General features: G+C 70.1%; 17 protein-coding genes. 9 read left to right on the top strand and 8 right to left on the bottom strand.

Annotated elements, in window-relative coordinates; all coding sequences use genetic code 11:
* The first annotated feature begins 90 nt into the window (after positions 1 to 90).
* The 4 genes from OO70_RS38035 to OO70_RS38020 all read left to right on the top strand — a co-directional run bounded on the left by OO70_RS38035 (position 91) and on the right by OO70_RS38020 (position 5,728).
* A complete protein-coding gene (locus OO70_RS38035) occupies positions 91 to 762 on the top strand; it encodes a DUF3105 domain-containing protein (protein WP_043682110.1) in 672 nt (223 codons plus the stop codon).
* A complete protein-coding gene (locus tag OO70_RS38030; RefSeq protein WP_043682107.1) occupies positions 759 to 1,388 on the top strand; it encodes a DUF305 domain-containing protein in 630 nt (209 codons plus the stop codon). The genes OO70_RS38035 and OO70_RS38030 overlap by 4 nt, the downstream gene beginning before the upstream one ends.
* A 226-nt stretch (positions 1,389 to 1,614) precedes the next feature.
* Complete coding sequence (locus OO70_RS38025; RefSeq protein WP_043682104.1) at positions 1,615 to 3,591, top strand: S53 family peptidase; 1,977 nt, start codon at positions 1,615 to 1,617, stop codon at positions 3,589 to 3,591.
* Positions 3,592 to 3,691: 100 nt separating this feature from the next.
* Positions 3,692 to 5,728 (top strand): NAD(+) synthase, encoded by a 2,037-nt coding sequence (locus OO70_RS38020; RefSeq protein ID WP_234337033.1) that lies wholly within the window; start codon positions 3,692 to 3,694, stop codon positions 5,726 to 5,728.
* Between the two features lie 138 nt (positions 5,729 to 5,866).
* Here OO70_RS38020 and OO70_RS38015 read toward each other — a convergent pair whose 3' ends face one another.
* The 4 genes from OO70_RS38015 to OO70_RS38000 form a co-directional block, all read right to left on the bottom strand.
* On the bottom strand, positions 5,867 to 7,081 hold the full coding sequence (locus tag OO70_RS38015; protein ID WP_043682100.1) for an MFS transporter: 1,215 nt from the start codon (positions 7,079 to 7,081) through the stop codon (positions 5,867 to 5,869).
* A gap of 104 nt (positions 7,082 to 7,185) precedes the next feature.
* On the bottom strand, positions 7,186 to 8,238 hold the full coding sequence (locus OO70_RS38010) for an endonuclease/exonuclease/phosphatase family protein (RefSeq protein ID WP_043682098.1): 1,053 nt from the start codon (positions 8,236 to 8,238) through the stop codon (positions 7,186 to 7,188).
* 188 nt (positions 8,239 to 8,426) lie between these two features.
* Positions 8,427 to 9,053: a TetR/AcrR family transcriptional regulator gene (locus OO70_RS38005; protein WP_043682095.1), complete on the bottom strand. Its 627-nt coding sequence runs from the start codon at positions 9,051 to 9,053 to the stop codon at positions 8,427 to 8,429.
* Between the two features lie 54 nt (positions 9,054 to 9,107).
* Positions 9,108 to 10,697, bottom strand: coding sequence for an MFS transporter (locus OO70_RS38000; RefSeq protein ID WP_043682092.1), 1,590 nt, complete (start codon positions 10,695 to 10,697; stop codon positions 9,108 to 9,110).
* Positions 10,698 to 10,899: 202 nt separating this feature from the next.
* Between OO70_RS38000 and panB the strand changes: the two genes are divergently transcribed.
* The 3 genes from panB to OO70_RS37985 all read left to right on the top strand — a co-directional run bounded on the left by panB (position 10,900) and on the right by OO70_RS37985 (position 13,909).
* Entirely contained in the window at positions 10,900 to 11,775 is an 876-nt protein-coding gene (panB, locus tag OO70_RS37995) for a 3-methyl-2-oxobutanoate hydroxymethyltransferase (protein WP_043682089.1), read from the top strand.
* Positions 11,776 to 12,071: 296 nt separating this feature from the next.
* A complete protein-coding gene (locus OO70_RS37990) occupies positions 12,072 to 13,091 on the top strand; it encodes an ATP-binding cassette domain-containing protein (RefSeq protein WP_043682087.1) in 1,020 nt (339 codons plus the stop codon).
* A complete protein-coding gene (locus OO70_RS37985) occupies positions 13,088 to 13,909 on the top strand; it encodes an ABC transporter permease (RefSeq protein WP_043682084.1) in 822 nt (273 codons plus the stop codon). Before OO70_RS37990 ends, OO70_RS37985 begins: the two co-directional genes overlap by 4 nt.
* A gap of 37 nt (positions 13,910 to 13,946) precedes the next feature.
* Here the strand turns inward: OO70_RS37985 and OO70_RS37980 are convergent, their stop codons facing one another.
* Entirely contained in the window at positions 13,947 to 17,327 is a 3,381-nt protein-coding gene (locus OO70_RS37980) for an AfsR/SARP family transcriptional regulator (RefSeq protein ID WP_043682081.1), read from the bottom strand.
* A gap of 223 nt (positions 17,328 to 17,550) precedes the next feature.
* On the opposite strand from OO70_RS37980, the gene OO70_RS37975 reads away from it, so the two are divergent.
* The gene (locus OO70_RS37975) at positions 17,551 to 18,351 is read left to right on the top strand and encodes a site-2 protease family protein (protein WP_043682078.1); all 801 of its coding nucleotides are present in this window, start codon (positions 17,551 to 17,553) and stop codon (positions 18,349 to 18,351) included.
* Here the strand turns inward: OO70_RS37975 and OO70_RS55545 are convergent.
* From OO70_RS55545 to OO70_RS37965, 3 genes are all read right to left on the bottom strand, one after another.
* Positions 18,341 to 18,511, bottom strand: a complete 171-nt coding sequence (locus OO70_RS55545; protein ID WP_199827492.1) for a hypothetical protein — start codon at positions 18,509 to 18,511, stop codon at positions 18,341 to 18,343. The two genes, OO70_RS37975 and OO70_RS55545, sit on opposite strands and share 11 nt — an antisense overlap.
* Positions 18,512 to 18,598: 87 nt before the next feature.
* On the bottom strand, positions 18,599 to 19,339 hold the full coding sequence (npdG, locus tag OO70_RS37970; RefSeq protein ID WP_043682075.1) for an NADPH-dependent F420 reductase: 741 nt from the start codon (positions 19,337 to 19,339) through the stop codon (positions 18,599 to 18,601).
* Between the two features lie 79 nt (positions 19,340 to 19,418).
* Positions 19,419 to 20,492, bottom strand: coding sequence for a sialidase family protein (locus tag OO70_RS37965; RefSeq protein ID WP_043682072.1), 1,074 nt, complete (start codon positions 20,490 to 20,492; stop codon positions 19,419 to 19,421).
* Positions 20,493 to 20,597: 105 nt separating this feature from the next.
* On the opposite strand from OO70_RS37965, the gene OO70_RS37960 reads away from it, so the two are divergent.
* The gene (locus tag OO70_RS37960) at positions 20,598 to 21,200 is read left to right on the top strand and encodes a hypothetical protein (protein WP_043682069.1); all 603 of its coding nucleotides are present in this window, start codon (positions 20,598 to 20,600) and stop codon (positions 21,198 to 21,200) included.
* Positions 21,201 to 21,322: the final 122 nt, after the last annotated feature.

Here is a 21,322-nt window from a genome sequence, read left to right as displayed (position 1 = left end):
TACGGGAACTCTTTCCTCCCCACTACGATCTGCAGGGCCCGACCTTCCTGTCCCTTCCCCGTCCCTTCCCCCAAAAAGGACACATACCTCATGGGTTCCGCCAAGAAGACCGGTTCCGCGGCGCGCAAGGCCCGCATCGAGGAGATGCGGCGCGCCGAGCAGGCCCGCGAGCGACGCACCCGGATCGTCAAGATCGCGGCGAGCGCGGTGGTCGTCGCCGGTCTCGTCGTCGGCGGGGTCGCCGTCGTGCACGCGCAGTCCGGCAAGAAGGACAGCTCCGCGAGCGACTCCAAGAACTCCGCTTCGGGGCACTTCGTCGCCGGCGCGGACGGGGTGAACACCTGGAAGGGGACGCTGGGCCGTACCCACGTCACCAGCACGGTGAACTACCCGATGCATCCTCCGGTGGGCGGCAACCACAACCCGGTCTGGCTGAACTGCAACGGCGACGTCTACACCAAGGCCGTCAAGGACGAGAACGCGGTGCACGCGCTGGAGCACGGCGCGGTCTGGGTGACGTACAACAAGAAGGCCTCGGCCGCCGACGTCAAGGCGCTCGCGACGAAGGTGAAGTCGACCCCGTACTCGCTGATGAGTCCTTACGACAGCCAGAAGGACCCGATCATGCTGTCGGCGTGGGGGCACCAGCGCACGGTGAAGAGCGCGAGCGACCCGGACGTGAACAAGTTCTTCGCCGAGTTCGTGCAGGGCAAGCAGACGCCCGAGCCGGGTGCGGCCTGCACGGGCGGGCTGTCGCAGTGAGGCAGGTGGGACTGATCGCGGGGGCCGCGGCGACGGCGCTCGTCGCGGCCGGCGCGATCACGTACGCGGTCGCCGAGGACGGTGGCGGGTCCAGCAACTCCCCTACTCCTACGGCCGATTCGGCCGACGCGGGCTTCGCGCGGGACATGGCGGTCCATCACCAGCAGGCCGTCGAGATGTCGTACATCGTGCGGGACCGCACGAAGAACGTGGAAGTACGGCGCCTCGCATACGACATCGCGCAGACGCAGGCCAATCAACGGGGCATGCTGCTCGGGTGGTTGGACCTGTGGAACCTTCCGAAGGTGTCGGCGGACCCGCCGATGACCTGGATGGGCATGGGTGACATGGCGTCCGGGAAGGACGGGGCGCTGATGCCCGGGATGGCGACCAACACCGAGCTGAAGAAGCTGAATTCGCTGAGCGGCAAGCCCGCCGAGGTGTTCTTCCTGCAGCTCATGACGGACCATCACAAGGGCGGTATCCACATGGCGGAGGGGTGTGTGGAGAAGTGCCGGGTGGGGGTGGAGAAGCGGCTGGCGCAGGGGATGGTCGACGCGCAGCAGTCGGAGATCCAGTTGATGGCGGACATGCTCAAGGAGCGTGGCGCAAAAGCGCGTTCGTAAAGCATCCACAGTCGTTCGTTACACGCCCGTAAGGAAAAAAGCCCCCAATTCGCCCTGGGTGACGGTTCCTTGGGTTTCTCTTGACTTTCGCGTTCCCCTGGCATGAACGGTTCATCGAAAGAGTGGCCCCCACGTGTGATCCATCCCGGACCCTCCCGCCGCGGGTTCCGTACGGATCGACGACGACCAACCACTCCATGCGTCGAACCGCATAGCAGGGGGTTTTATGAGATCCAATCGCGCCACCGTGCGCGCCGGCGTGAGCATGGCAGCGACACTGCCCATGATCGCCGGTGCGCTGGCGCTCGGCATACCCGCGGCGCACGCCGCGGACAGCCCGGGCCGGGACACGCTCGCGGGCACCAAGCCCGCGTGGGCGACGGCCAAGGCGGACAAGGGAGCGACCTCCGACAGCTCCAAGGTCTCCGCCCGGGTCTACCTCGCCGGCCGGAACGCCTCCGGTCTCGCGGCGTACGCGAAGGCCGTCTCGGACCCGAGCTCGGCCCTGTACGGCAAGTACCTGAGCGCCACTCAGGTGCAGCAGCGCTTCGGCGCCACGACGGCCCAGGTGAGCGCCGTCAAGTCCTGGCTGAAGTCCGCCGGGCTGAAGATCACCGGCACCACGCAGCACTACGTCACCGTCTCCGGTGACGTGGCGGCGGTCGAGAAGGCGTTCAGCACCTCGCTGCACAACTACTCGAAGGGCTCGAAGACCTACCGCGCCCCGTCGAAGACGGCCTCCGCGCCGGACAGCCTCAACGGAGCCGTCCTGACCGTCACCGGTCTCGACAACGCCCCGCACAAGGCGAACCACGACGACACGCTGCCGGGTCCGACCGCGGTGTTCAAGAACTCGGGACCGTTCTCCTCGTACTACGGCTCCAACACCGCGACCACCCTGCCCTCGGCGTACGGCCAGAAGATCCCGTACGCGATCGAGGGCTACACGGGCAAGCAGCTGCGGGCCGCCTACGGCGCCGGCAAGTACACGGGCAAGGGCGTGCGCGTCGCCATCACCGACGCCTTCGCCTCGCCGACCATCGCCTTCGACGCGGCCACCTACGCGAAGAAGCACGGCGACGCCACCTGGAAGACCAGTCAGCTGAAGCAGGTTCTGCCCAGCGACTACCGGTACACCGGCGCCGACGAGTGCGACGCCTCGGGCTGGTACGGCGAGGAGACCCTCGACGTCGAGGCCGTGCACGCGGTGGCTCCGGACGCGAACGTCACGTACGTGGGCGCCGCCTCCTGCGTGGACGACGACCTGCTCGACGCGCTGAGCAAGGTCGTCGACAACCACCTGGCCGACATCGTCTCCAACTCGTGGGGCGACATCGAGGCCAACCAGACCCCGGACCTCGCGGCCGCCTACGACCAGGTGTTCCAGCTGGGCGCGGTCGAGGGCATCGGCTTCTACTTCTCCTCGGGTGACAACGGCGACGAGGTGGCCAACACCACCACGCCGACGCAGCCCGGCGTCAAGCAGGTCGACACCCCGGCCAACTCGGCGTGGGTGACGGCGGTCGGCGGTACTTCCCTCGCCGTCGGCAAGGGCGACAAGTACCTGTGGGAGACCGGCTGGGGCACCGAGAAGGCCCTGCTGTCCGCGGACGGCAAGAGCTGGACCAGCTTCCCCGGCGCCTTCACCTCGGGCGCGGGCGGCGGCACCAGCAAGACCGTGGCCGAGCCCTTCTACCAGAAGGGTGTCGTCCCGGACGCGCTCGCCAAGGCCAACAGCGCCACCGGCAACCGCGTCGTCCCGGACATCTCGGCGATCGCCGACCCGAACACCGGCTTCAAGGTCGGCCAGACGCAGACCCAGTCGGACGGGTCGGAGTCGTACAGCGAGTACCGGATCGGCGGCACCTCGCTCGCCTCCCCGGTGATCGCGGCGGTCCAGGCCCTGGCCCAGGAGGCGCGCGGCGGCAAGGCGATCGGTTTCGCCAACCCGTCGATCTACGCCAAGTACGGCACGAAGGTCTACCACGACGTGACCGACAAGCCGACCGGCACGGACCTCGCGGTCGCCCGCGTGGACTTCGCCAACGGCTTCGACGCCACCAACGGCCTGCTGACCTCGGTCCGCAGCCTCGGCAAGGACAGCTCGCTGTCCGCGGTCAAGGGCTACGACGACGTGACCGGCGTGGGCACGCCCGCGAACGGCTACGTCGAGTCGTTCATCGCCCCCAAGGGTCACCACTGACCCGGTAGGCGGTAGGCGAGTCACCTGTTGATGGGGTGGCGTGGGGTATTCGACACCCCGCGCCACCCCATCGCGTCTCACTGACGATTACAGTGGACCCGTGCCTCCACTGAACTTCTGGTCGATCTATCAGCACGGCTTCGCCCGCGTCGCCGCCTGCACGGGCCACACCGTGATCGCGGACCCGCACGCCAACGCCGAAGCGGTCCTGCGCCACGCGCGCCGCTGCGACGAGGAGGGCGTCGCCGTCGCCGTCTTCGCGGAGATGGGCCTGTGCGGCTACTCCATCGAGGACCTGCTGCTCCAGGACGTACTGCTCGACCAGGTCGAGGAGGCGCTGCGGGACGTGGTGACGGGGTCCGCGGACCTGCTCCCGGTGCTGGTCGTCGGCGCTCCGCTGCGGCACCGCAACCGGATCTACAACTGCGCGGTGCTGGTGCACCGAGGGCGCGTGCTGGGCGTCGTACCGAAGTCGTACCCGCCGAACTACCGCGAGTTCTACGAGCGCCGCCAGATCGCCGACGGCGCGGACGAACGCGGCGGGTCGATCCGCGTCGGCGGGGAGGAAGTCCCGTTCGGCGTGGACCTGTTGTTCGCGGCCCAGGACGTCCCGTCCCTCGTACTCCACGCGGAGATCTGCGAGGACATGTGGGTGCCGGTGCCGCCCAGCGCCGAGGCGGCCCTCGCGGGCGCGACCGTCCTCGTCAACCTCTCCGGCAGCCCGATCACGGTCGGCCGCGCCGAGGACCGCAAGCTGCTCTGCCGCTCGGCGTCCGCGCGCTGCCTCGCCGCGTACGTCTACGCGGCGGCCGGCCTCGGCGAGTCGACCACGGACCTGTCCTGGGACGGCCAGGCGATGATCTACGAGAACGGCGCACTGCTGGCCGAGACCGACCGCTTCCCGCTGGGCGACGAGTACGCGGTGGCCGACATCGACCTCGACCTGCTGCGGCAGGAACGGCAGCGGATGGGCACGTTCGACGACAACCGCCGTACACACCGGGCGCGGACGTCGGACTTCCGCACGGTGGGCTTCGAACTCGCGCCCCCGCTGGGCGACTTGGGGCTGCGTCGGCGCCTGGAACGCTTCCCGTTCGTCCCGGCCGACGCGGAGCGGCTCGCGCAGGACTGCTACGAGGCGTACAACATCCAGGTCGAGGGCCTGCAACAGCGGCTCGCGGCGATCGGCGGCCCGAAGGTCGTCATCGGGGTGTCGGGCGGCCTGGACTCGACGCACGCGCTGATCGTCGCCGCCCGCGCGATGGACCGCGCGGGCCGTCCGCGCAGCGACATCCTGGCCTGGACGCTGCCCGGCTTCGCAACCAGCGACCACACGAAGGACAACGCGCACGCCCTGATGCGGGCGATCGGCGTCACGGCGGCGGAACTCGACATCACGCCCACGGCACGCCTGATGCTGAAGGAGATGGACCACCCCTTCGCCTCCGGCGAGCCGGTCTACGACATCACCTTCGAGAACGTCCAGGCGGGCCTGCGCACCGACTACCTGTTCCGCCTCGCCAACCAGCGCAACGGCATCGTGCTCGGCACCGGTGACCTCTCGGAGCTGGCCCTCGGCTGGTCCACGTACGGCGTCGGCGACCAGATGAGCCACTACAACGTCAACTCCGGCGTGCCGAAGACCCTGATCCAGCACCTGATCCGCTGGGTGGTGAGCAGCGACCAGTTCGACGAGGAGACCGGCAAGATCCTCACCGCGATCCTCGACACGGAGATCAGCCCTGAGCTGGTACCGGGCGAGGAGATGCAGTCGACGGAGTCGAAGATCGGCCCGTACGCGCTGCACGACTTCACGCTGTTCCACGTGCTGCGGTACGGGTTCCGGCCGTCGAAGATCGCGTTCCTCGCGTGGCATGCGTGGCACGAGGTGGGGGCGGGGGCGTGGCCGCCGGGATTCCCGGAGGCGAAGAGGGTTGCCTACGACTTGCCGGAGATCCGGTCCTGGCTCGAGGTGTTCTGTCGGCGGTTCTTCGGGTTCGCGCAGTTCAAGCGGTCGGCGATGCCCAATGGGCCGAAGGTTTCGGCGGGGGGGTCGTTGTCGCCTCGGGGGGATTGGCGGGCGCCTTCGGATGGGTCGGCGGTGGCTTGGTTGCGGGACTTGGAGCGGTTCGACTAGGGCGGTGCGGGTGGGGTGGGGGTGCGGCCCTGGGGGCTCTGCCCCCAGACCCCCGTTTCCCACCCAGCCCGCCCGTCTCGGTCGCCTGGAAGGTGAACCCCTGCACCGACCGTGACTGGTGGGTGGGCGGGCGAAAGGTCAGGGGTGCAACGCCGGTGCCTGTTCGGGGACGTGACCTGCGACCAGGCGCTCGCGGCCCGGTACTGCTCGGCGCCGGTCCACGCTCCACGCCGTACCCGCGACTCCCAACCCCAGTACCGCCAGCACCGCTCCGGCCAGCGCCGGCGACGTCGCTCCGAAGCCTGCTGCCAAGGCGAGCCCGCCGATCCAAGCGCCGCCCGCGTTCGCCAAGTTGAAGGCTGCCTGGTTCGCGGAGGAGGCCAGGGACGGGCCTGCGGCCGCCTTCTCCATCACCATCAGCTGGAGCGGGGAGCCCGTCACGAACGCCGCTACGCCCAGGAGGACTACCGCCAGCGCTGCAGTCCATTCCGTCGTCATCAGGAGCGGGAACAGGGCCAGTACCGCCGCCAGCGACACCAGGCCGCCGAACAGCGTCCCCCGCATCGAGTGGTCCGCCAGGCGGCCGCCGACCAGGTTGCCCGCCGTTGCGCCTACGCCGAACAGGGCCAGCAGCAGTGTCACGCTGCCCTCCGCGAAGCCTGCCGCGTCCGTGAGCATCGGGGTGATGTAGCTGTAGGCCGAGAAGAGCGCGCCGAAGCCGGCCACCGTGGTGCCGAGGGCCAGCCATACCGGGAGGGACCGGAGAGCCGCCAGTTCGCGGCGCAGGCCCACCGCCGGTGCGTGTGCGTGGTCGTGCGGGATCAGCAGGGCCAGTGACGCTATCGCCGCCAGGCCGATCGCGCTCACCGCGAGGAACGTGGCACGCCAGCCCAGGTGCTGGCCCATCAGCGTGGCCGCCGGTACGCCCACGATGTTGGCGACCGTGAGGCCCAGGAACATCAAAGAGACGGAGCGGGCCTTGCGTTCGGGCGCCACCATCGTCGTAGCGACTACTGCTCCTACGCCGAAGAAGGCGCCGTGCGGCAGGCCGCTCAGGAAGCGGGCTGCCAGGAGGTAGTCGTAGTTCGCGGCGAGGGCCGAGAGGGCGTTGCCCGCCACGAACAGCGCCATCAGGCCGATGAGGACCGTGCGGCGGGACAGCCGGGCCGTGACGGCCGCCAGCAGGGGGGCGCCGATCACCACGCCCAGCGCGTACGCCGAGACCAGGTGGCCCGCCGTGGGGATCGAGACGTGCAGGTCGTCCGCGACCTCGGGCAGCAGGCCCATGATCACGAATTCGGTGGTGCCGATACCAAAAGCGCCGACGGCCAGGGCGAGCAGGGCCAGGGGCATGGGAGGTGCCTGTGCCTTTCAAGGGAGATCGGAGTTCCGTGCAGCTGAGCTTCACTTAAGTTCAGTTACGGAACAAAGACTCCCAGGCCCGCTATTCCACGAGGTTAAGAGCTCGTGTCGAGGTTCACACGAGCCGCGATCGGGAGGTGGTCGCTGCCCGTCTTGGGGAGGGTCCACGACGTCACCGGTTCGACTCCCTGGACCATGATCTGGTCGATCCGCGCCATCGGGAACGACGCCGGCCAGCTGAACCCGAAGCCGTCGCCCGCCGCGCCCTGCGTGGAACGCATCTGGGAGGTGACGGCGTTCAGCGAGCGGTCGTTCATCGTGCCGTTGAGGTCGCCGAGGAGGATCTTCCGCTTGAGCGGCTCGGCGGCGATGGCCTCACCCAGCGCGTCGGCGCTCGTGTCGCGCTGCCGGGCCGTGAACCCGGCCTCGAGCTTCACCCGCACCGAGGGGAGGTGGGCGACGTAGACCGCGATCCGCCCCTCGGGGGTGGTGACGGTGGCGCGCATCGCGCGCGTCCAGCCCAGCTTGATGTCGACGGCCTTCACGGCGGTCATCGGGTACTTGCTCCACAGGCCGACCGTGCCCTCGACCGCGTGGTACTTGTACGTCGAGGAGAGGGCCTTCTCGTACGTCGGGACCGCCGACGCCGTCAGCTCCTCCAGGGCGAGGACGTCCGCGCCGGACGCGGCCACGTCGCGGGCCGTACCGGCCGGGTCGGGGTTGTCGGCGTTGACGTTGTGCGTGGCCACTGTCAGGTCGCCGCCGGTGCCGGTCTTGTCGCTGAGCAGCAGCCCGCCGAAGAGGTTCAGCCATACGACCGCCGGGAGGACGACGGCGATGAGCGCGGTCGCCGACCTGCGGACCAGGCCGAGGATCAGGAGCACCGGGATCATCAGCCCGAACCAGGGCAGGAACGTCTCCGTGAGGCTGCCCAGGTTGCCGATCCGGTTCGGGATGCGGGAGTGCAGCAGCATGACCAGGGCCAGGAGGATCGCCAGCGCGGCGAGGATCAGACCGCGGCGCCAGATCCTCGGATCACCGCGCCAGCCGTCGAGCAGTCTGTTCCGCAGGCGCCGAAGTCGGTTTCCCCGCTGCTCGTCGCCCGAGCCGCCGTCGTCCGTCTCCGCCACATACGCCTGCTGTGCCATACCGTCGCCTCACTACCTGCCGTGCACACCATCGTCCCCGCGCCTACGACCCTAGGGGATGATCGGTTCCGATCCGCCGTCACATGACGGCCGTACGGGCACGAGGACGAACAAGTCGCTGTCCGGAGTTCCGAACACGCGCGACGGCGGCGGCTTCTGTGACGGAACGCGCACATTCCGACGGAGGCTCAGTCGGCGGGCCTGACGGGCCGTAGGGCCACCAGCACGGTGTCCACGAGCAGTTCCGACAGGCCCTCGGGGAGGTCTGCGTCGGCGCGCATGACGGTGCGCAGGAGCATCGGGCCGACCAGCATGTCGTTCATCAGCTCGGGGTCGAGGTCGGTGCGGAGTTCGCCGTTCTCCTGGCCCCGGCGCAGGATGTCCACCTGCTTGCGGCGACGGGGTTCCACGACGGTCGCGTGGTAGGCGGCCCAGACCTTCGGGCTGCTCTTCATCTGGGCGAACACGTTGTGCAGGAGCGCCGAGGAGCGGGTCATCAGGCCGCGCTGGCGCAGCTGTTCCATCATGGCGACGAGGTCGTCGCGCAGGGAGACGCCGGGCAGTTCGGGGTCCTGCGGCTCGGCCTCGCGGACGACGTCGACGAACAGTTCCTCCTTGCCCGGCCAGCGGCGGTAGATGGTGGCCTTGCCGACACCGGCGGTGCGGGCGATGCGCTCGATGGAGAGTTCGGCCAGCGGCACGCCTTCCTCCAGGAGCTTCATCACACCCTCCGTGATGGCGCGTTCGACGGCCTCGCTGCGCGGGCGTCCCCTGGTGGGGGCGTCCTGCCGAGTCCCGTTGCCGGCAAGGCTCACTTCACTTCGTCCCTTCGCTCTCCCCCCGGTTCCCGTCTCGGACGATTGTCGTCGCTACTCCCCCACGACGACCAACTCCGGCTCCTCCTTGCCCTCCTGAGCCACCGGCGGCTTCCCGGGCAGGAAGAGGAACGCCACGACCGCGCCCACGACCGCCACGCCCGCGCCGCACAGGGCGGTGACGTGCATGGCGTGCAGGAACGCGTCGTTGGCCGGGGTGACGAGGGCCTTGCCCTTCTCGCCGAGCTTCGCGGCGACGCCGAGGGTGGCCTCGATGGACTCTCCCGCGGTGTCCCGCAGGGCGGGCGGTACGAGGCCGAGCTTGCCCTCGATGCCGTTGCGGTACGCCGTGGACAGCACCGAGCCGAGTACGGCGATGCCGAGGGCGCCGCCGACCTGGCGGAAGGTGTTGCTCAGCGCGGACGCGGAGCCCGCCTTCTCGCGCGGCAGCGCCTGCATGATGACGACGCTGGTCGGGGTCATGACGTGGGCCATGCCGGCGCCCATGAGGAAGAAGATGACCTCGAGGATCCAGATGGGCGTGTCCGCATCGAGAGTCGCGAAGGCGGCGAGCATCCCGGCGAGCAGCAGCAGGCCGACGCCGGTCGTGATCTTGTAGCCGAACCGGTCGACGACCAGCCGAGCCCGCGGTGCGAAGATCATCTGCGCGGCGGCCAGCGGCAGCATCAGCAGACCGGTCTGCAGCGGCGAGTAGCCGCGCACGCTCTGGGTGTAGAAGACCGAGAAGAAGGTCACGCCCATCAGCGCGAAGAAGACCAGCGCGATGGCGGCGATCGCGGCCGAGAACACCTTGTTCTTGAAGTACGTGACGTCGATGGACGGGTGGTCGCTGCGCTTCTCGAACCACACGAACCCGGCGAGGACCACGACACCGGCGATGATCGTCGACAGCACCTTGGGCGCCGTGAAGTCGGCGAGCTCGCCGCCCTCGATGATGCCGTAGACAAGAAGGACGAGGCCTACGACGGACAGGACGACGCCGACCGGGTCGAGGCGGCCGGGCTTCGGGTCGCGGGAGTCGGGCACCAGCCAGACCATCAGGGCGAGCGCGATCAGCACGATCGGCACGTTGATCAGGAAGACCGAGCCCCACCAGAAGTGGTCGAGGAGTACGCCGCCGGTGATCGGGCCGATGGCGATGGCGAGGCCGACGCCGCCGGCCCAGATGCCGATGGCCTTGGGCTGCTCGTCGCGCTCGAAGACGTTCATGAGGACGGCGAGGGTGGCGGGCATCACGAACGCGGCGCCGAGGGCCATCAGGGCGCGGAAGGCGATGAGTTGGGTCGGCGAGCCGGACTCGGCGGCCAGCGCGGAGCCGATGCCGAACACGACGAGCCCGCCGAGCAGGACCTTCTTGCGGCCGATCCGGTCGCCGAGGAGACCGGCGGTGAACAGCAGGCCGGCGAAGACGAGGGTGTAGGCGTTGATCGCCCACTCCAGCTCGCTCTGTGTCGCGCCCAGGCCGGTGGGGGCCGGGGTGGAGATGGTCTTGATGGCGACGTTGAGGATCGAGTTGTCGAGCACCACGATCAGCAGGCTCAGCATCAGCACGCCGAGGATGGCCCAGCGGCGACGGTGCACCGCTTCGGGTATCCGGGTGCCCGGGACGGGTGGAGTGGTCATGCGGTCCAGACTAGGGAACCGCGGGCCCATTCCGATACGAGACCGTGCCGTATCGTAAATGTTTTACTCAGACCTTACGCATGTCTCGTACGTGATGCGGGTGACGGGGGTCCCTCTGGCTCTCTGTGGCACGAGGTGCCACCATGGAGGGGATCCGGGGACGCCGTGAGGGTGCCTCGAGATGACTGAAGGAGCCGTTGCAATGACGCAGCTTTCGGCTGCCCAGACTGGGAAGACCAGCTCCTCCGACGGCAGCAAGGCGCTGTACGGGGGCAAGGGCACACGCCGTATCACCGTTCGCGACATCGCCCTCGCCAAGGAACGCGGCGAGAAGTGGCCCATGCTCACCGCCTACGACGCGATGACCGCGTCCGTCTTCGACGAGGCCGGTATCCCGGTCATGCTCGTCGGCGACTCGGCGGGCAACTGCCACCTCGGGTACGAGTCGACCGTGCCCGTCACGCTGGACGAGATGACCATGCTGTCCGCCGCGGTCGTGCGCGGCACGCAGCGTGCGCTGATCGTGGGCGACCTGCCCTTCGGGTCCTACCAGGAGGGTCCGGTGCAGGCGCTGCGCTCGGCGACCCGGCTGGTGAAGGAGGCGGGGGTCGGCGCGGTGAAGCTGGAGGGCGGTGAGCGGTCGCACGCTCAGATCCGGCTGCTGGTCGAGTCCGGTATCCCGGTCATGGCGCACATCGGTCTCACTCCGCAGTCCGTGAACGCGATGGGGTATCGCGTGCAGGGGCGTGGCGAGGAGGCGGCTCAGCAGTTGCTGCGGGACGCGAAGTCCGTGCAGGACGCGGGGGCGTTCGCCGTCGTACTCGAGCTGGTTCCGGCGGAGTTGGCGGCCGAGGTGACTCGGGTGCTGCACATTCCCACGGTGGGGATCGGGGCGGGGGCCGAGACCGATGCCCAAGTCCTGGTGTGGACCGACATGTTGGGGCTTACGGGCGGGAAGATGCCGAAGTTCGTGAAGCAGTACGCCGATCTGCGTCAGGTCATGGGCGACGCGGCGAAGGCGTTTGCGGAGGATGTCGTCGGCGGAACGTTCCCTCTTGAGGAGCACTCCGTTCACTGAGCCATCGCGGCACCATGGCAGCCCGCCGAACTTCCCCCGTCGGCGGGCTGCCTCTTTGTTGCCTGCCGCCCGCCCTGGGGGCTCCGCCCCCAGACCCCCGTTTCCCACCCACCCACCCGACTCGGGCGTTTTTGAGGGTCACCTTTTGAGAGGCAGTAAACGGGTGGTGGGTGGGCACAGGTCGGGGGTCTGGGGGCGGAGCCCCCAGGGGTCTGTGCACCGGCCGTCGGTCAGTTGTCGGTGGCTGTCGGTGGGATGTAGGCGTTCTGTCGGCAGGCCCTGGCACTGTCATCCCCATGACGCGAATCGACAAGAATTCCGGCGGCACGGCAGTGACCGTGCGGGGGCTGGTCAAGCACTACGGCGAGACCAAGGCGCTGGACGGCGTCGACCTGGACGTCCGGGAGGGCACCGTGATGGGTGTGCTCGGGCCGAACGGTGCCGGTAAGACCACCCTCGTACGCATCCTGTCCACGCTGCTCGCCCCGACCTCCGGCGAGGCCACCGTCGCCGGCTACGACGTCCTGCGCCAGCCCCGCCAGCTGCGCCGGGTGATAGGCCTCACCGGCCAGTACGCCTCCGTGGACGAGAAGCTCCCCGGCTGGGAGAACCTGTACATGATCGGGCGGCTGCTCGACCTGTCCCGCAAGGACTCCCGTGCCCGCGCCGACGAACTGCTGGAGCGGTTCTCGCTGACGGAGGCCGCCAAGCGGCCCGCCAGTACCTACTCCGGCGGTATGCGGCGGCGGCTCGACCTCGCCGCGTCGATGATCGGGCACCCGCAGGTGCTGTTCCTCGACGAACCGACCACCGGTCTCGACCCGCGCACCCGCATGGAGGTGTGGGACGAGGTCAAGTCCATGGTCGGCGACGGTGTGACCGTGCTGCTCACCACCCAGTACATGGAGGAGGCCGAGGCACTCGCCTCCGAGCTGACCGTCGTGGACCACGGCAAGGTCATCGCGAACGGCGGGATCGACGAGCTGAAGGCGAAGGTCGGCGGACGGGCGCTGCGCATCCGGCCCACCGATCCGCTGCAACTGCGTCCGCTGGCCCACGCGTTGGACGAGCTGGGCATCACCGGACTCGCCACCGTCACCGTCGACGTGGAGAGCGGCACGGTCCTGGTGCCGATCCTCAGCGACGAGCAACTGACCGCCGTGGTCGGCGCGGTGAGCGCCCGAGGACTCACCATCGCCTCCATCACCACCGAACTCCCCAGCCTGGACGAGGTGTTCCTGTCCCTCACCGGACACCGCGCCAGCGCCCCGCAGGACACCGTGCCCACCACCGACCGCGAGGAGGTCGCCGTATGAGCGCCGTCACCGTGAACTCCGCCGGCTCGCTGGCGGACCCCCGTATCCCGCTGCGCAACCATCTGCGCCACACCGGCGCCCTGATCCGCCGCAACCTGCTGTGGATCCGCCAGGACCCGGAGTCGATGTTCGACGCCGTCCTGTTCCCGGTCATCTTCACGCTGCTGTTCGTGTACGTCTTCGGCGGCTCGATCGGACAGTCCCTCGGCGGCGGGCAGGAGGCGTACGTGCAGTACGTCGTGCCCGGCCTGCTCGCCATGATGGGCATGAACATGGCCCAGGGGGTGGGCACCGGCTTCAACACCGACTTCCACACCGGGGTCATGGACCGGTTCCGGTCGCTGCCCATCGGGCGCGCTTCGGTGCTGATCGCCAAGATCTCGGTCGAGATGATGCGGATGCTGGTCGCGTCCGCCGTGTTGATGGTCGTCGGTGTCCTCGTCGGCTTCCACATCCACCACTGGCTCGGCATGTTCGCCGCGATCGGGCTGTCCGCGGTGTTCGGCTCGGCCCTGATGTGGGTGTTCCTCACCCTCGGCGTGACCATGAAGAGCGCGCAGTCCGTGCAGGCCATGGGCTTCCTGGTGCTGATGCCGCTGCAGTTCGGCTCGTCGATCTTCGCGCCGACCGGGTCGATGCCGGGCTGGCTGCAGAACTTCACCGACTACAACCCGCTGTCCGCCCTGGCGGACGCGGCCCGCGGGCTGATGGTGGGCGGCCCGGTCGCCCACGGCGTGTGGCTGACGCTCGCCTGGTCGGTGGGGCTCACCGCGGTGATGGCCCCGATCTCGATCTACAAGTTCCGCACCAAGACCTGACCGGGCCGCCGGGTTCGCCCCGTGCACCGGGTTCGCGTCAGCGTCGGATCAGGGCGGTGGCCTCCTCCACGGAGAGGCCGCCGCCTTCGGCGTACGCGGCCTCGTAGGCCTCGTCGCCGAGCGCACCGCGCGTGTGCCGCTCGGCCCGGACGTACACCTCGCGCTCCATGGACGCGGCGACATGTCCGGGGGGCAGCAGCGCCTGCGCGGCGCCGAGGCAGCGGGCGGCGTCACGGGCCCGGCTGCCGCCGTCGACCTCGGCCATGGTGATCGCGGCCATACCCAGGTACAGGGACCGCATGTGCGGGGCGATGGCCGCGGACAGCGGGTCGTCGGCCCGTGGCAGCCCCTGCAGGAGCTTGTCCATCGCGAGCTCGTGGTTGCCGTCGAGGGTCTCCACCCAGGCCTCCGCGCCGAGGATGAACGCGTCGAAGACCACGAAGTGGGAGATGTGGAACTCCTCGCGCAGCAACCGCAGTTGCTCGCGCGCCTCCGCGGAGCGGCCGCTCAGGCCGAGCCACCCCGCGAGGAACATCCGGGCGGCGGGCATCGCGTCGTTGCCCAGGCCGTGCGGCTGCTCGATCACCTCGCGCAGGATGCGCTCGCCCCGTTCGACCTCGCCCGCCTCGATGAGCGCGCTGCCGAGCCGGGCACCCAGCACGGCCGTCTGGGCACGGGCGCCGAGCCGCTCCGCGTGTGCGGTCGCGGCCTCGTAGTCGCGGGCGGCCAGGTGGTACTCGCCGACGCGTTCCCGGGCCTCGCCGCGGGCGGAGAGCGCCTCGGCGGTGCCCCAGGCGTCACCGAGGCGGTTGAAGATCGCCAGCGACTCGTCGGCGTCCCGGGTCGCGTCGCCCGCCCAGTCGCTGCGGTTGGCGAGGAGGTTGGCGCGCATCTGGAGGGTGGTCGCCAGCTCCCACTCCATGGCGGGAGTGGCACGGCAGGTCGCGACGCCGGCGTCGAGGATCACCGGCAGCAGCTCCGCCTTGCCGCTGAGCATCACGGCGTAGAACCAGAGCATGCCCGGGGAACGGCAGGTCTGGGGGAGGCCGGGTTCGTAGACCTCGGTGACGAGGCGCAGTTTCTCCTTCGCCTCCGGTGACTCCCAGGCCTCCAACTCCGTGTCCATGCAGGCCAGATGGGCGAGATGAACACCGCGCCGGGCCTCGGTGAGGAGTTCCCCGGTGAGCGGGGGCGGGACGTCGGTGGTGCGCTGCCAGACCGGGGCGGCACGCCGGGCGGGAGCGGTGAAGGGGTCGGGGCCCAGGGCCATGACCTCGGCGCACCAGTTGCGGGCCTCGATGCGGACGTCGCGCATCTGCCAGTACCAGGCCAGCGACAGGATCAGACACAGGCCCTCCTGCTCGTCGCGCTCGGCGACGGCGTGCCGCAGGGCGGTGCGGAGGTTCTCGTACTCGCGCTCCAGCGTCTCCACGGCGGCGAGTTGGCCGGGGCCGCGCAGCAACGGGTCGGTGGTGCGGGCGAGTTCGCGGTAGTAGGTCAGGTGGGCGCGCTCGGCACGGGGGCGGCGGCCGGACTCGTCGAGCCGTTCGGCGGCGTACTCGGCGACGGTCTCCAGGAGGCGGTAGCGCATCTCCCCGTCGCCCGAAGGAGCGGCCACCACAAGGGACTTGTCGACGAGGGAGCCGAGCGTCTCGAACGCGACGGGCCCGCACACGGCCTCGGCGGCGGCGAGGTCGCAGCCGCCGGCGAAGACGGACAGCGTGGTCAGCACCTCCCGTTCGTCGGCGTCGAGCAGGTCCCAGGACCAGTCGACGACGGCCCGCAATGTCTGCTGGCGGGGCAGGAGCGTACGACTGCCGGAGGTGAGGAGCCGGAAGCGGTCGTCGAGCCGGTCGGCGATCTGACGCGGCGTCAACATCCTCAGCCGGGCTGCCGCCAGCTCGATCGCCAGGGGCAGCCCGTCGAGCCGCCGGCAGATCTCGGCACAGGCCTCCGGGTCGTCCTCGACCGTGAACCCCGGCCGGGCCGCGGCCCCTCGGTCGGCGAGCAGTCGTAGCGCGACGGGGTCGGGCAGTGGCTCCACCGGGCGCAGCAACTCCCCCGGTACGCCCAGGGGTTCACGGCTGGTGGCGAGCACGGTGAGCTCGGGGCAGCGCTCCAGCAGCGCCTCCACGAGCCGGGCGGCGGCGTCGACGACGTGCTCGCAGTTGTCGAGGATGAGCAACATCCGGCGTCGGCCGCAGTGTTCGGCGAGCCGCTCGACGGGGTCGTCGTGCCGCTCTCCCCCGGCGGCCCGGATCGCCTCGGCGCCGGCGCCGTACATCACGGTCTCGCGCGCCCCGACCGCGGTGAGCACGGCCGTCGGTACGGCGTCGGGGTCGTCGACGGGGGCGAGTTCGGCCAGCCACACGCCGTCCCGCGACGCGTACCGCACCCGCTCGGCGGCCTCCTGCGACAGCCGCGTCTTCCCGGCCCCACCGGGCCCGAGCAGCGTCACCAAGCGGGCCGCGGCGATGTCACCCCGGATGACGTCGATGTCGGCTTCCCGGCCGACGAAGGAGGTGAGGCGGGCACGGAGGTTGCCGGGGGGTGGGGTTGCGGGTCGGGGGGAGGGGGTGGGGGTGTTGTGGGTGGAGGTGCTGCGGGCAAGGGCGAGGGTGTCGGCGTCGGTCCCGATTCCGCCGTGCTCGGCATCACTGACGGATTCGGGTGCGCCATACCCCCCGTCCCCCGGGCTGAGCAACTCCCCGTGCAGCGCCCGCAGTTCAGGACCGGGGTCGGAGCCGAGGCGGTCCGCGAGCAGCTGTCGTACGTCCTCGTACGCGGCCAGGGCCTCCGCTGTGCGGCCCGTGGCGCGGAGGGCCCGGAGGCGGAGGGACTGGAGGGGTTCGTCGAGGGGGTGGGTGTCGCAGAGGGCGGTCAGTTCGGGGAGGGCTGTGTCCGCTTCGCCGAGGGACAGGGCCGCCGTGAGGCGGGCACGGCGGGCGTCGAGGTGGCGGGTTTCCCAGCGGGACGCCTCCGCCGTGCGGTCGGGGAGGTCGGCGAGGGCCGGGCCGGTCCACAGGGCCAGCGCGTCGTCCAGGGCGTCCGCCGCCTTCGCGGGGTTGCCGTCGGCCAGCGCCCGCAGCCCCTCCCCCGTCAGCCGCTCGAAACGGTGCAGGTCGATGTCGTCGGGGGCGGCGGCGAGCCGGTAGCCGCTCTCCGACGAGGTGATCGCGTCGGCGCCGAGCACCCGGCGCAGCCTGCCCACCAGCGCCTGCAGCGCGCCCGTCGCGTCCGCGGGCGGGTCACCGGACCACACCTCGTCCACCAGGAGGCTCGCCGGCACGGCCCTGCCGGGACGCAGGGCGAGCACGGTGAGCAGGGCGCGCAGCCGCGCCCCGCCGACCGGGACGGGCGTGCCGTCGGGGCGTAGTGCCTGGGTGGTGCCGAGGATGCGATAGCGCACGGGGTCCATTGTCTCCGGTGGCGTGGAAGGCGGTCACGGGGTTACGGCGGCGCGGCGCCGGGCACGGCGTACGAGGGCCGTCACCCCCGAGGGGTGACGGGGTCGTAGAACGCGTGCCAGAGTCCCATGTCCCCACCTTCCCCGGAACCGACGACCGCTCGCGAGACGTTTTCCCGTACGCCCGGTACCGTCGGGCTTCGCGTCCACCGACCCCAGCAGGGAGCCCGACCCCATGACCGCCACCACCACCCGCCCCAGCGACCGGCGGATCAGTCCCGTCTTCGTCGGGATCCTGGCCGTCACGGCGGTGACCGGCTGGGCCACCTGGACCGGGTTCGCCGAGCAGCCGGGCGTCGCCGTGTTCCTGTTCGTGACGGCCGCCTGGATCGTCTCCCTGTGTCTGCACGAGTACGCGCACGCGCGCACCGCCCTGCACAGCGGTGACATCTCGGTCGGCTCGAAGGGCTATCTCACCCTCAACCCGCTGAAGTACACGCACGCGCTGCTCAGCATCGTGCTCCCGGTGATCTTCGTCATCATGGGCGGCATCGGTCTGCCCGGCGGCGCGGTGTTCATCGAGCGCAACCGGATCCAGGGCAGGTGGAAGCACAGTCTGATCTCGGCGGCGGGTCCGCTGACGAACGTGCTGTTCGCGGCCGTCTGCACCGCGCCGTTCTGGCTGCACTCCCTCGACGGGGTGCCGCGTGACTTCCGGTTCGCGCTGGCGTTCCTCGCACTGCTCCAGGTCACGGCCGCGCTGCTGAACTTCCTGCCGGTGCCGGGCCTGGACGGCTACGGCGTGATCGAGCCCTGGCTGTCGTACAACATCAAGCGGCAGGTGGAGCCGTTCGCGCCGTTCGGCCTGCTGTTCGTGTTCGCGCTGCTGTGGGTGCCGTCGATCAACACGTACTTCTTCGATGTGATCGACGCGATCCTGCGGGGGCTGGGGATCAGCGACTTCGAGACCTACTGCGGGCAGAACCTGTACCGCTTCTGGCAGGGCAGCAACGAGTTCTGCTCGATCAGCGGGTGACCGACCGGCCGCGCTTCAGGTAGTACCAGCACATGTTGGACGAGAGCCCCGCGAGCAGTACCCATACGATCCCGAGCCAGCTGCCCTGCACGAAGGAGACGACCGCCGCCGCCACGGCGAGCAGGCAGACGGCAAGGGCGTAGACGGCGAGGCGGGGCATGGGATCGGCTCCTGTCGACAGAACAAAGGCAGAACGAGGGGGGACGCTGGTGGCTGCTGTTGGCCGCCTCCAGTGTCCCCCACCCGCTCAGACGTCCGTGACGCGCAGGCCCGCGTGTGCCTTGTAGCGGCGGTTGACCGAGATCAGGTTCGCGACCAGGGACTCCACCTGGTGGGCGTTGCGCAGCCGTCCGGCGAAGACTCCGCGCATGCCGGGGATACGGCCGGCCAGCGCCTGCACGATCTCGACGTCGGCGCGCTCCTCGCCGAGCACCATGACATCCGTGTCGATCTCGGCGATCTCCGTGTCCATGAGCAGCACCGCCGACAGGTGGTGGAAGGCGGCGGCGACCCGCGAGTCGGGCAGCAGGGCGGCGGCCTGTTCGGCGGCGCTGCCCTCCTCCGGCTTCAGCGCGTAGGCGCCCTTCTTGTCGAAGCCGAGCGGGTTGACGCAGTCGACGACGAGCTTGCCCGCCAGTTCCTCGCGCAGCGACTCCAGGGTCTTGCCGTGGCCGTCCCAGGGCACGGCGACGATCACGATGTCGCTGCGGCGCGCGGTCTCCGCGTTGTCGGCGCCCTCGACTCCGTGGCCGAGTTCGTCGGCGGCGGTCTGCGCGCGGTCGGCGGCGCGGGAACCGATGATCACCTTCTGGCCGGCCTTGGCGAGCCGGTAGGCGAGGCCCTTGCCCTGCGGCCCGGTCCCGCCGAGCACGCCGACGACCAGTCCGGAGACGTCGGGGAGGTCCCACGGGTCCTTGGCGGGGGCCTTCGCGGGGGCGGTCCCGGAGGCCGTCGCGGGGGTCTGTGCAGCACTGTCGGTAGAGGTCATGGGCCGACTTTACGTCCGGCTCGGCGCCCGGATCGGCTCAGGTGAGGTCCGTCACGGATCAGGCAAAGGACATCAGGGGTCAGCTGAGGTCCGTCACGGGCACCCGTCGGAACGTGATCGTCTCGTACGGTCCGAAGTCCCCCGTCTCGTAGAGGAGTCCGACCGTGTCGTCGTCGATCCGTACGAGGTCGGAGTAGGCCGCGGGCAGGCCGTCGACCGTGTGCACCGGGCGCCAGGTGGTGCCGGCGTCGGTCGAGGCGCGCAGGGTCATCAGGGCGCGGGCGGCGGGGTCGCCGGGGCCGGAGTACAGGAGGACGTCGGGGTCGCGGAGTTGGAGGACGCTCGCCTCGCAGACGGGGGCGGTCAGGCCGGCCTGCGGGCGGAAGGGCTTCACGAGGGTCTTCCCGCCGTCCTCCGAGTACGCGTCGGCGCGGTTGCCGGGGGACGGGGAGTCGTTGCGGGTGTTGAAGTAGACGCGCCCGTCCGGGAGTTCGGCGGCGGTGGTCTCGTTGCAGTTGATGTAGCCGTCGGTGTTCTCGTCGACGTAGCCGAGGTACCAGGTCTCGCCCTTGTCGTCGCTCAGCAGGCAGTGGCCGCTGTTGTACTTGGCCTCGTTGCCGACGTCGGTGCCGGTCGGCGGGATCGTGTGGTTGGCGGCGACGACCACGCGCCCGGTGCTCAACTGGATCGCGTGGCCCGGCGTGGTGGCGTACCAGCGCCAGTCCGGCTTCTTCACCTGCTCGGTGATCTCCTGCGAACTCGACCAGGTGACACCGTCGTCGTCGCTGTACCGCACCCAGACCCGCCGTCCGTCGGCCGGCGTCACCTGGCCACGCAGGATGGCGTCCTCGGTGGCGCCGGCGGTCGAGCGGACGTAGACGAGCAGGACGCGGCCGGTGTCGAGGACGACGGGGGCCGGGTTGCCCGCGAGGTGTTCGCCGTTGGTGGCGGCGTTGGCGAGCGGGCCCCAGGTCCGGCCGCCGTCGGTGGAGCGCCGTAGGACGATGTCGATGTTGCCGTGGTCGCTCGCGGAGTCGACCCGCCCCTCGCAGAACGCCAGGAGGGTACCGGCGCGGGACACCACGATCGCCGGGATCCGGTAACTCGCGTAGCCCCCCTCACCCGCGCGGAAGGGAACGGTGACTTCTGTCATGAGTTGACTCCTTGTGTGGCCTATGGGCCCGCACCTTCCCCAAGTTGGGCGAATTCGTGGTGAACTCCGCGTCACGAGTGGCCCGTTGCGGCAGGATGCGCGGACATGGACGCCGTACGGGTCGCGTTGTTGCGTGAAGTGCTCGCCGGGACCGAGTGGTTGGGGGCCACGCGACGGTTCGCGGGGGTGCTGCGCGGGTCCGTGGTGTCGCACGGCGGCGGGCTGCTGCTGGTGGGCACGCCCGCGTACGAGCCGTGGCATCTCGCGGCGCATCTGGTCGACGAGGCCGCCTGGTCGGGTACGCCGGAGTTGGCTCCGACTCTTGTACGGCATGACGCGCGGCCCTCCGATCCTGCCCATCTGGCCGTCGGGCTGGGGCGGATCGAGGCGGCCCGGCGCGGTGAGACGCTGTTGGTCGTGTCGCCGGAGGGGCCCGGTGATCCGCTGCTGGAGCGTGTCCACGACGCCCGGCGGGCCGGGGCCACCGTCCTCTCGCTCGGCTCCGAGGACCGTGAACTGGCGTCCCTGGCCCACGAGTCGCTCGCCGTACCGGAGGGCACGGATCTGGACCTGGACACCGTGCAGCATCTGGTGAGCGCGGCGGCCGGGGAGAATGTGTTGCCGGCGGCGCGGGGGCGGCGGCGATTCCGGGACCGGGTGTCGTGGCTGACCGAACAGTTGACGGCACCGCCGCCTGCGCGTTGGTAATTGGTTTCCCACCCACCCACCCGTCTCGGTCGGTCGAGAGGTGGACGAGAAAAGCAGGTGCCTTCCCACCCTGTCTCTTATACACATCTGACGCTGCCGACGACTCCTTACGTGTAGATTTC

This window comes from Streptomyces xylophagus, from assembly GCF_000716435.1.
In the GTDB taxonomy this organism is placed as follows: domain Bacteria; phylum Actinomycetota; class Actinomycetes; order Streptomycetales; family Streptomycetaceae; genus Streptomyces; species Streptomyces xylophagus.
Note: the sequence above shows the minus strand (reverse complement) of the source record. Positions and strands in the feature narration are given on the sequence as shown.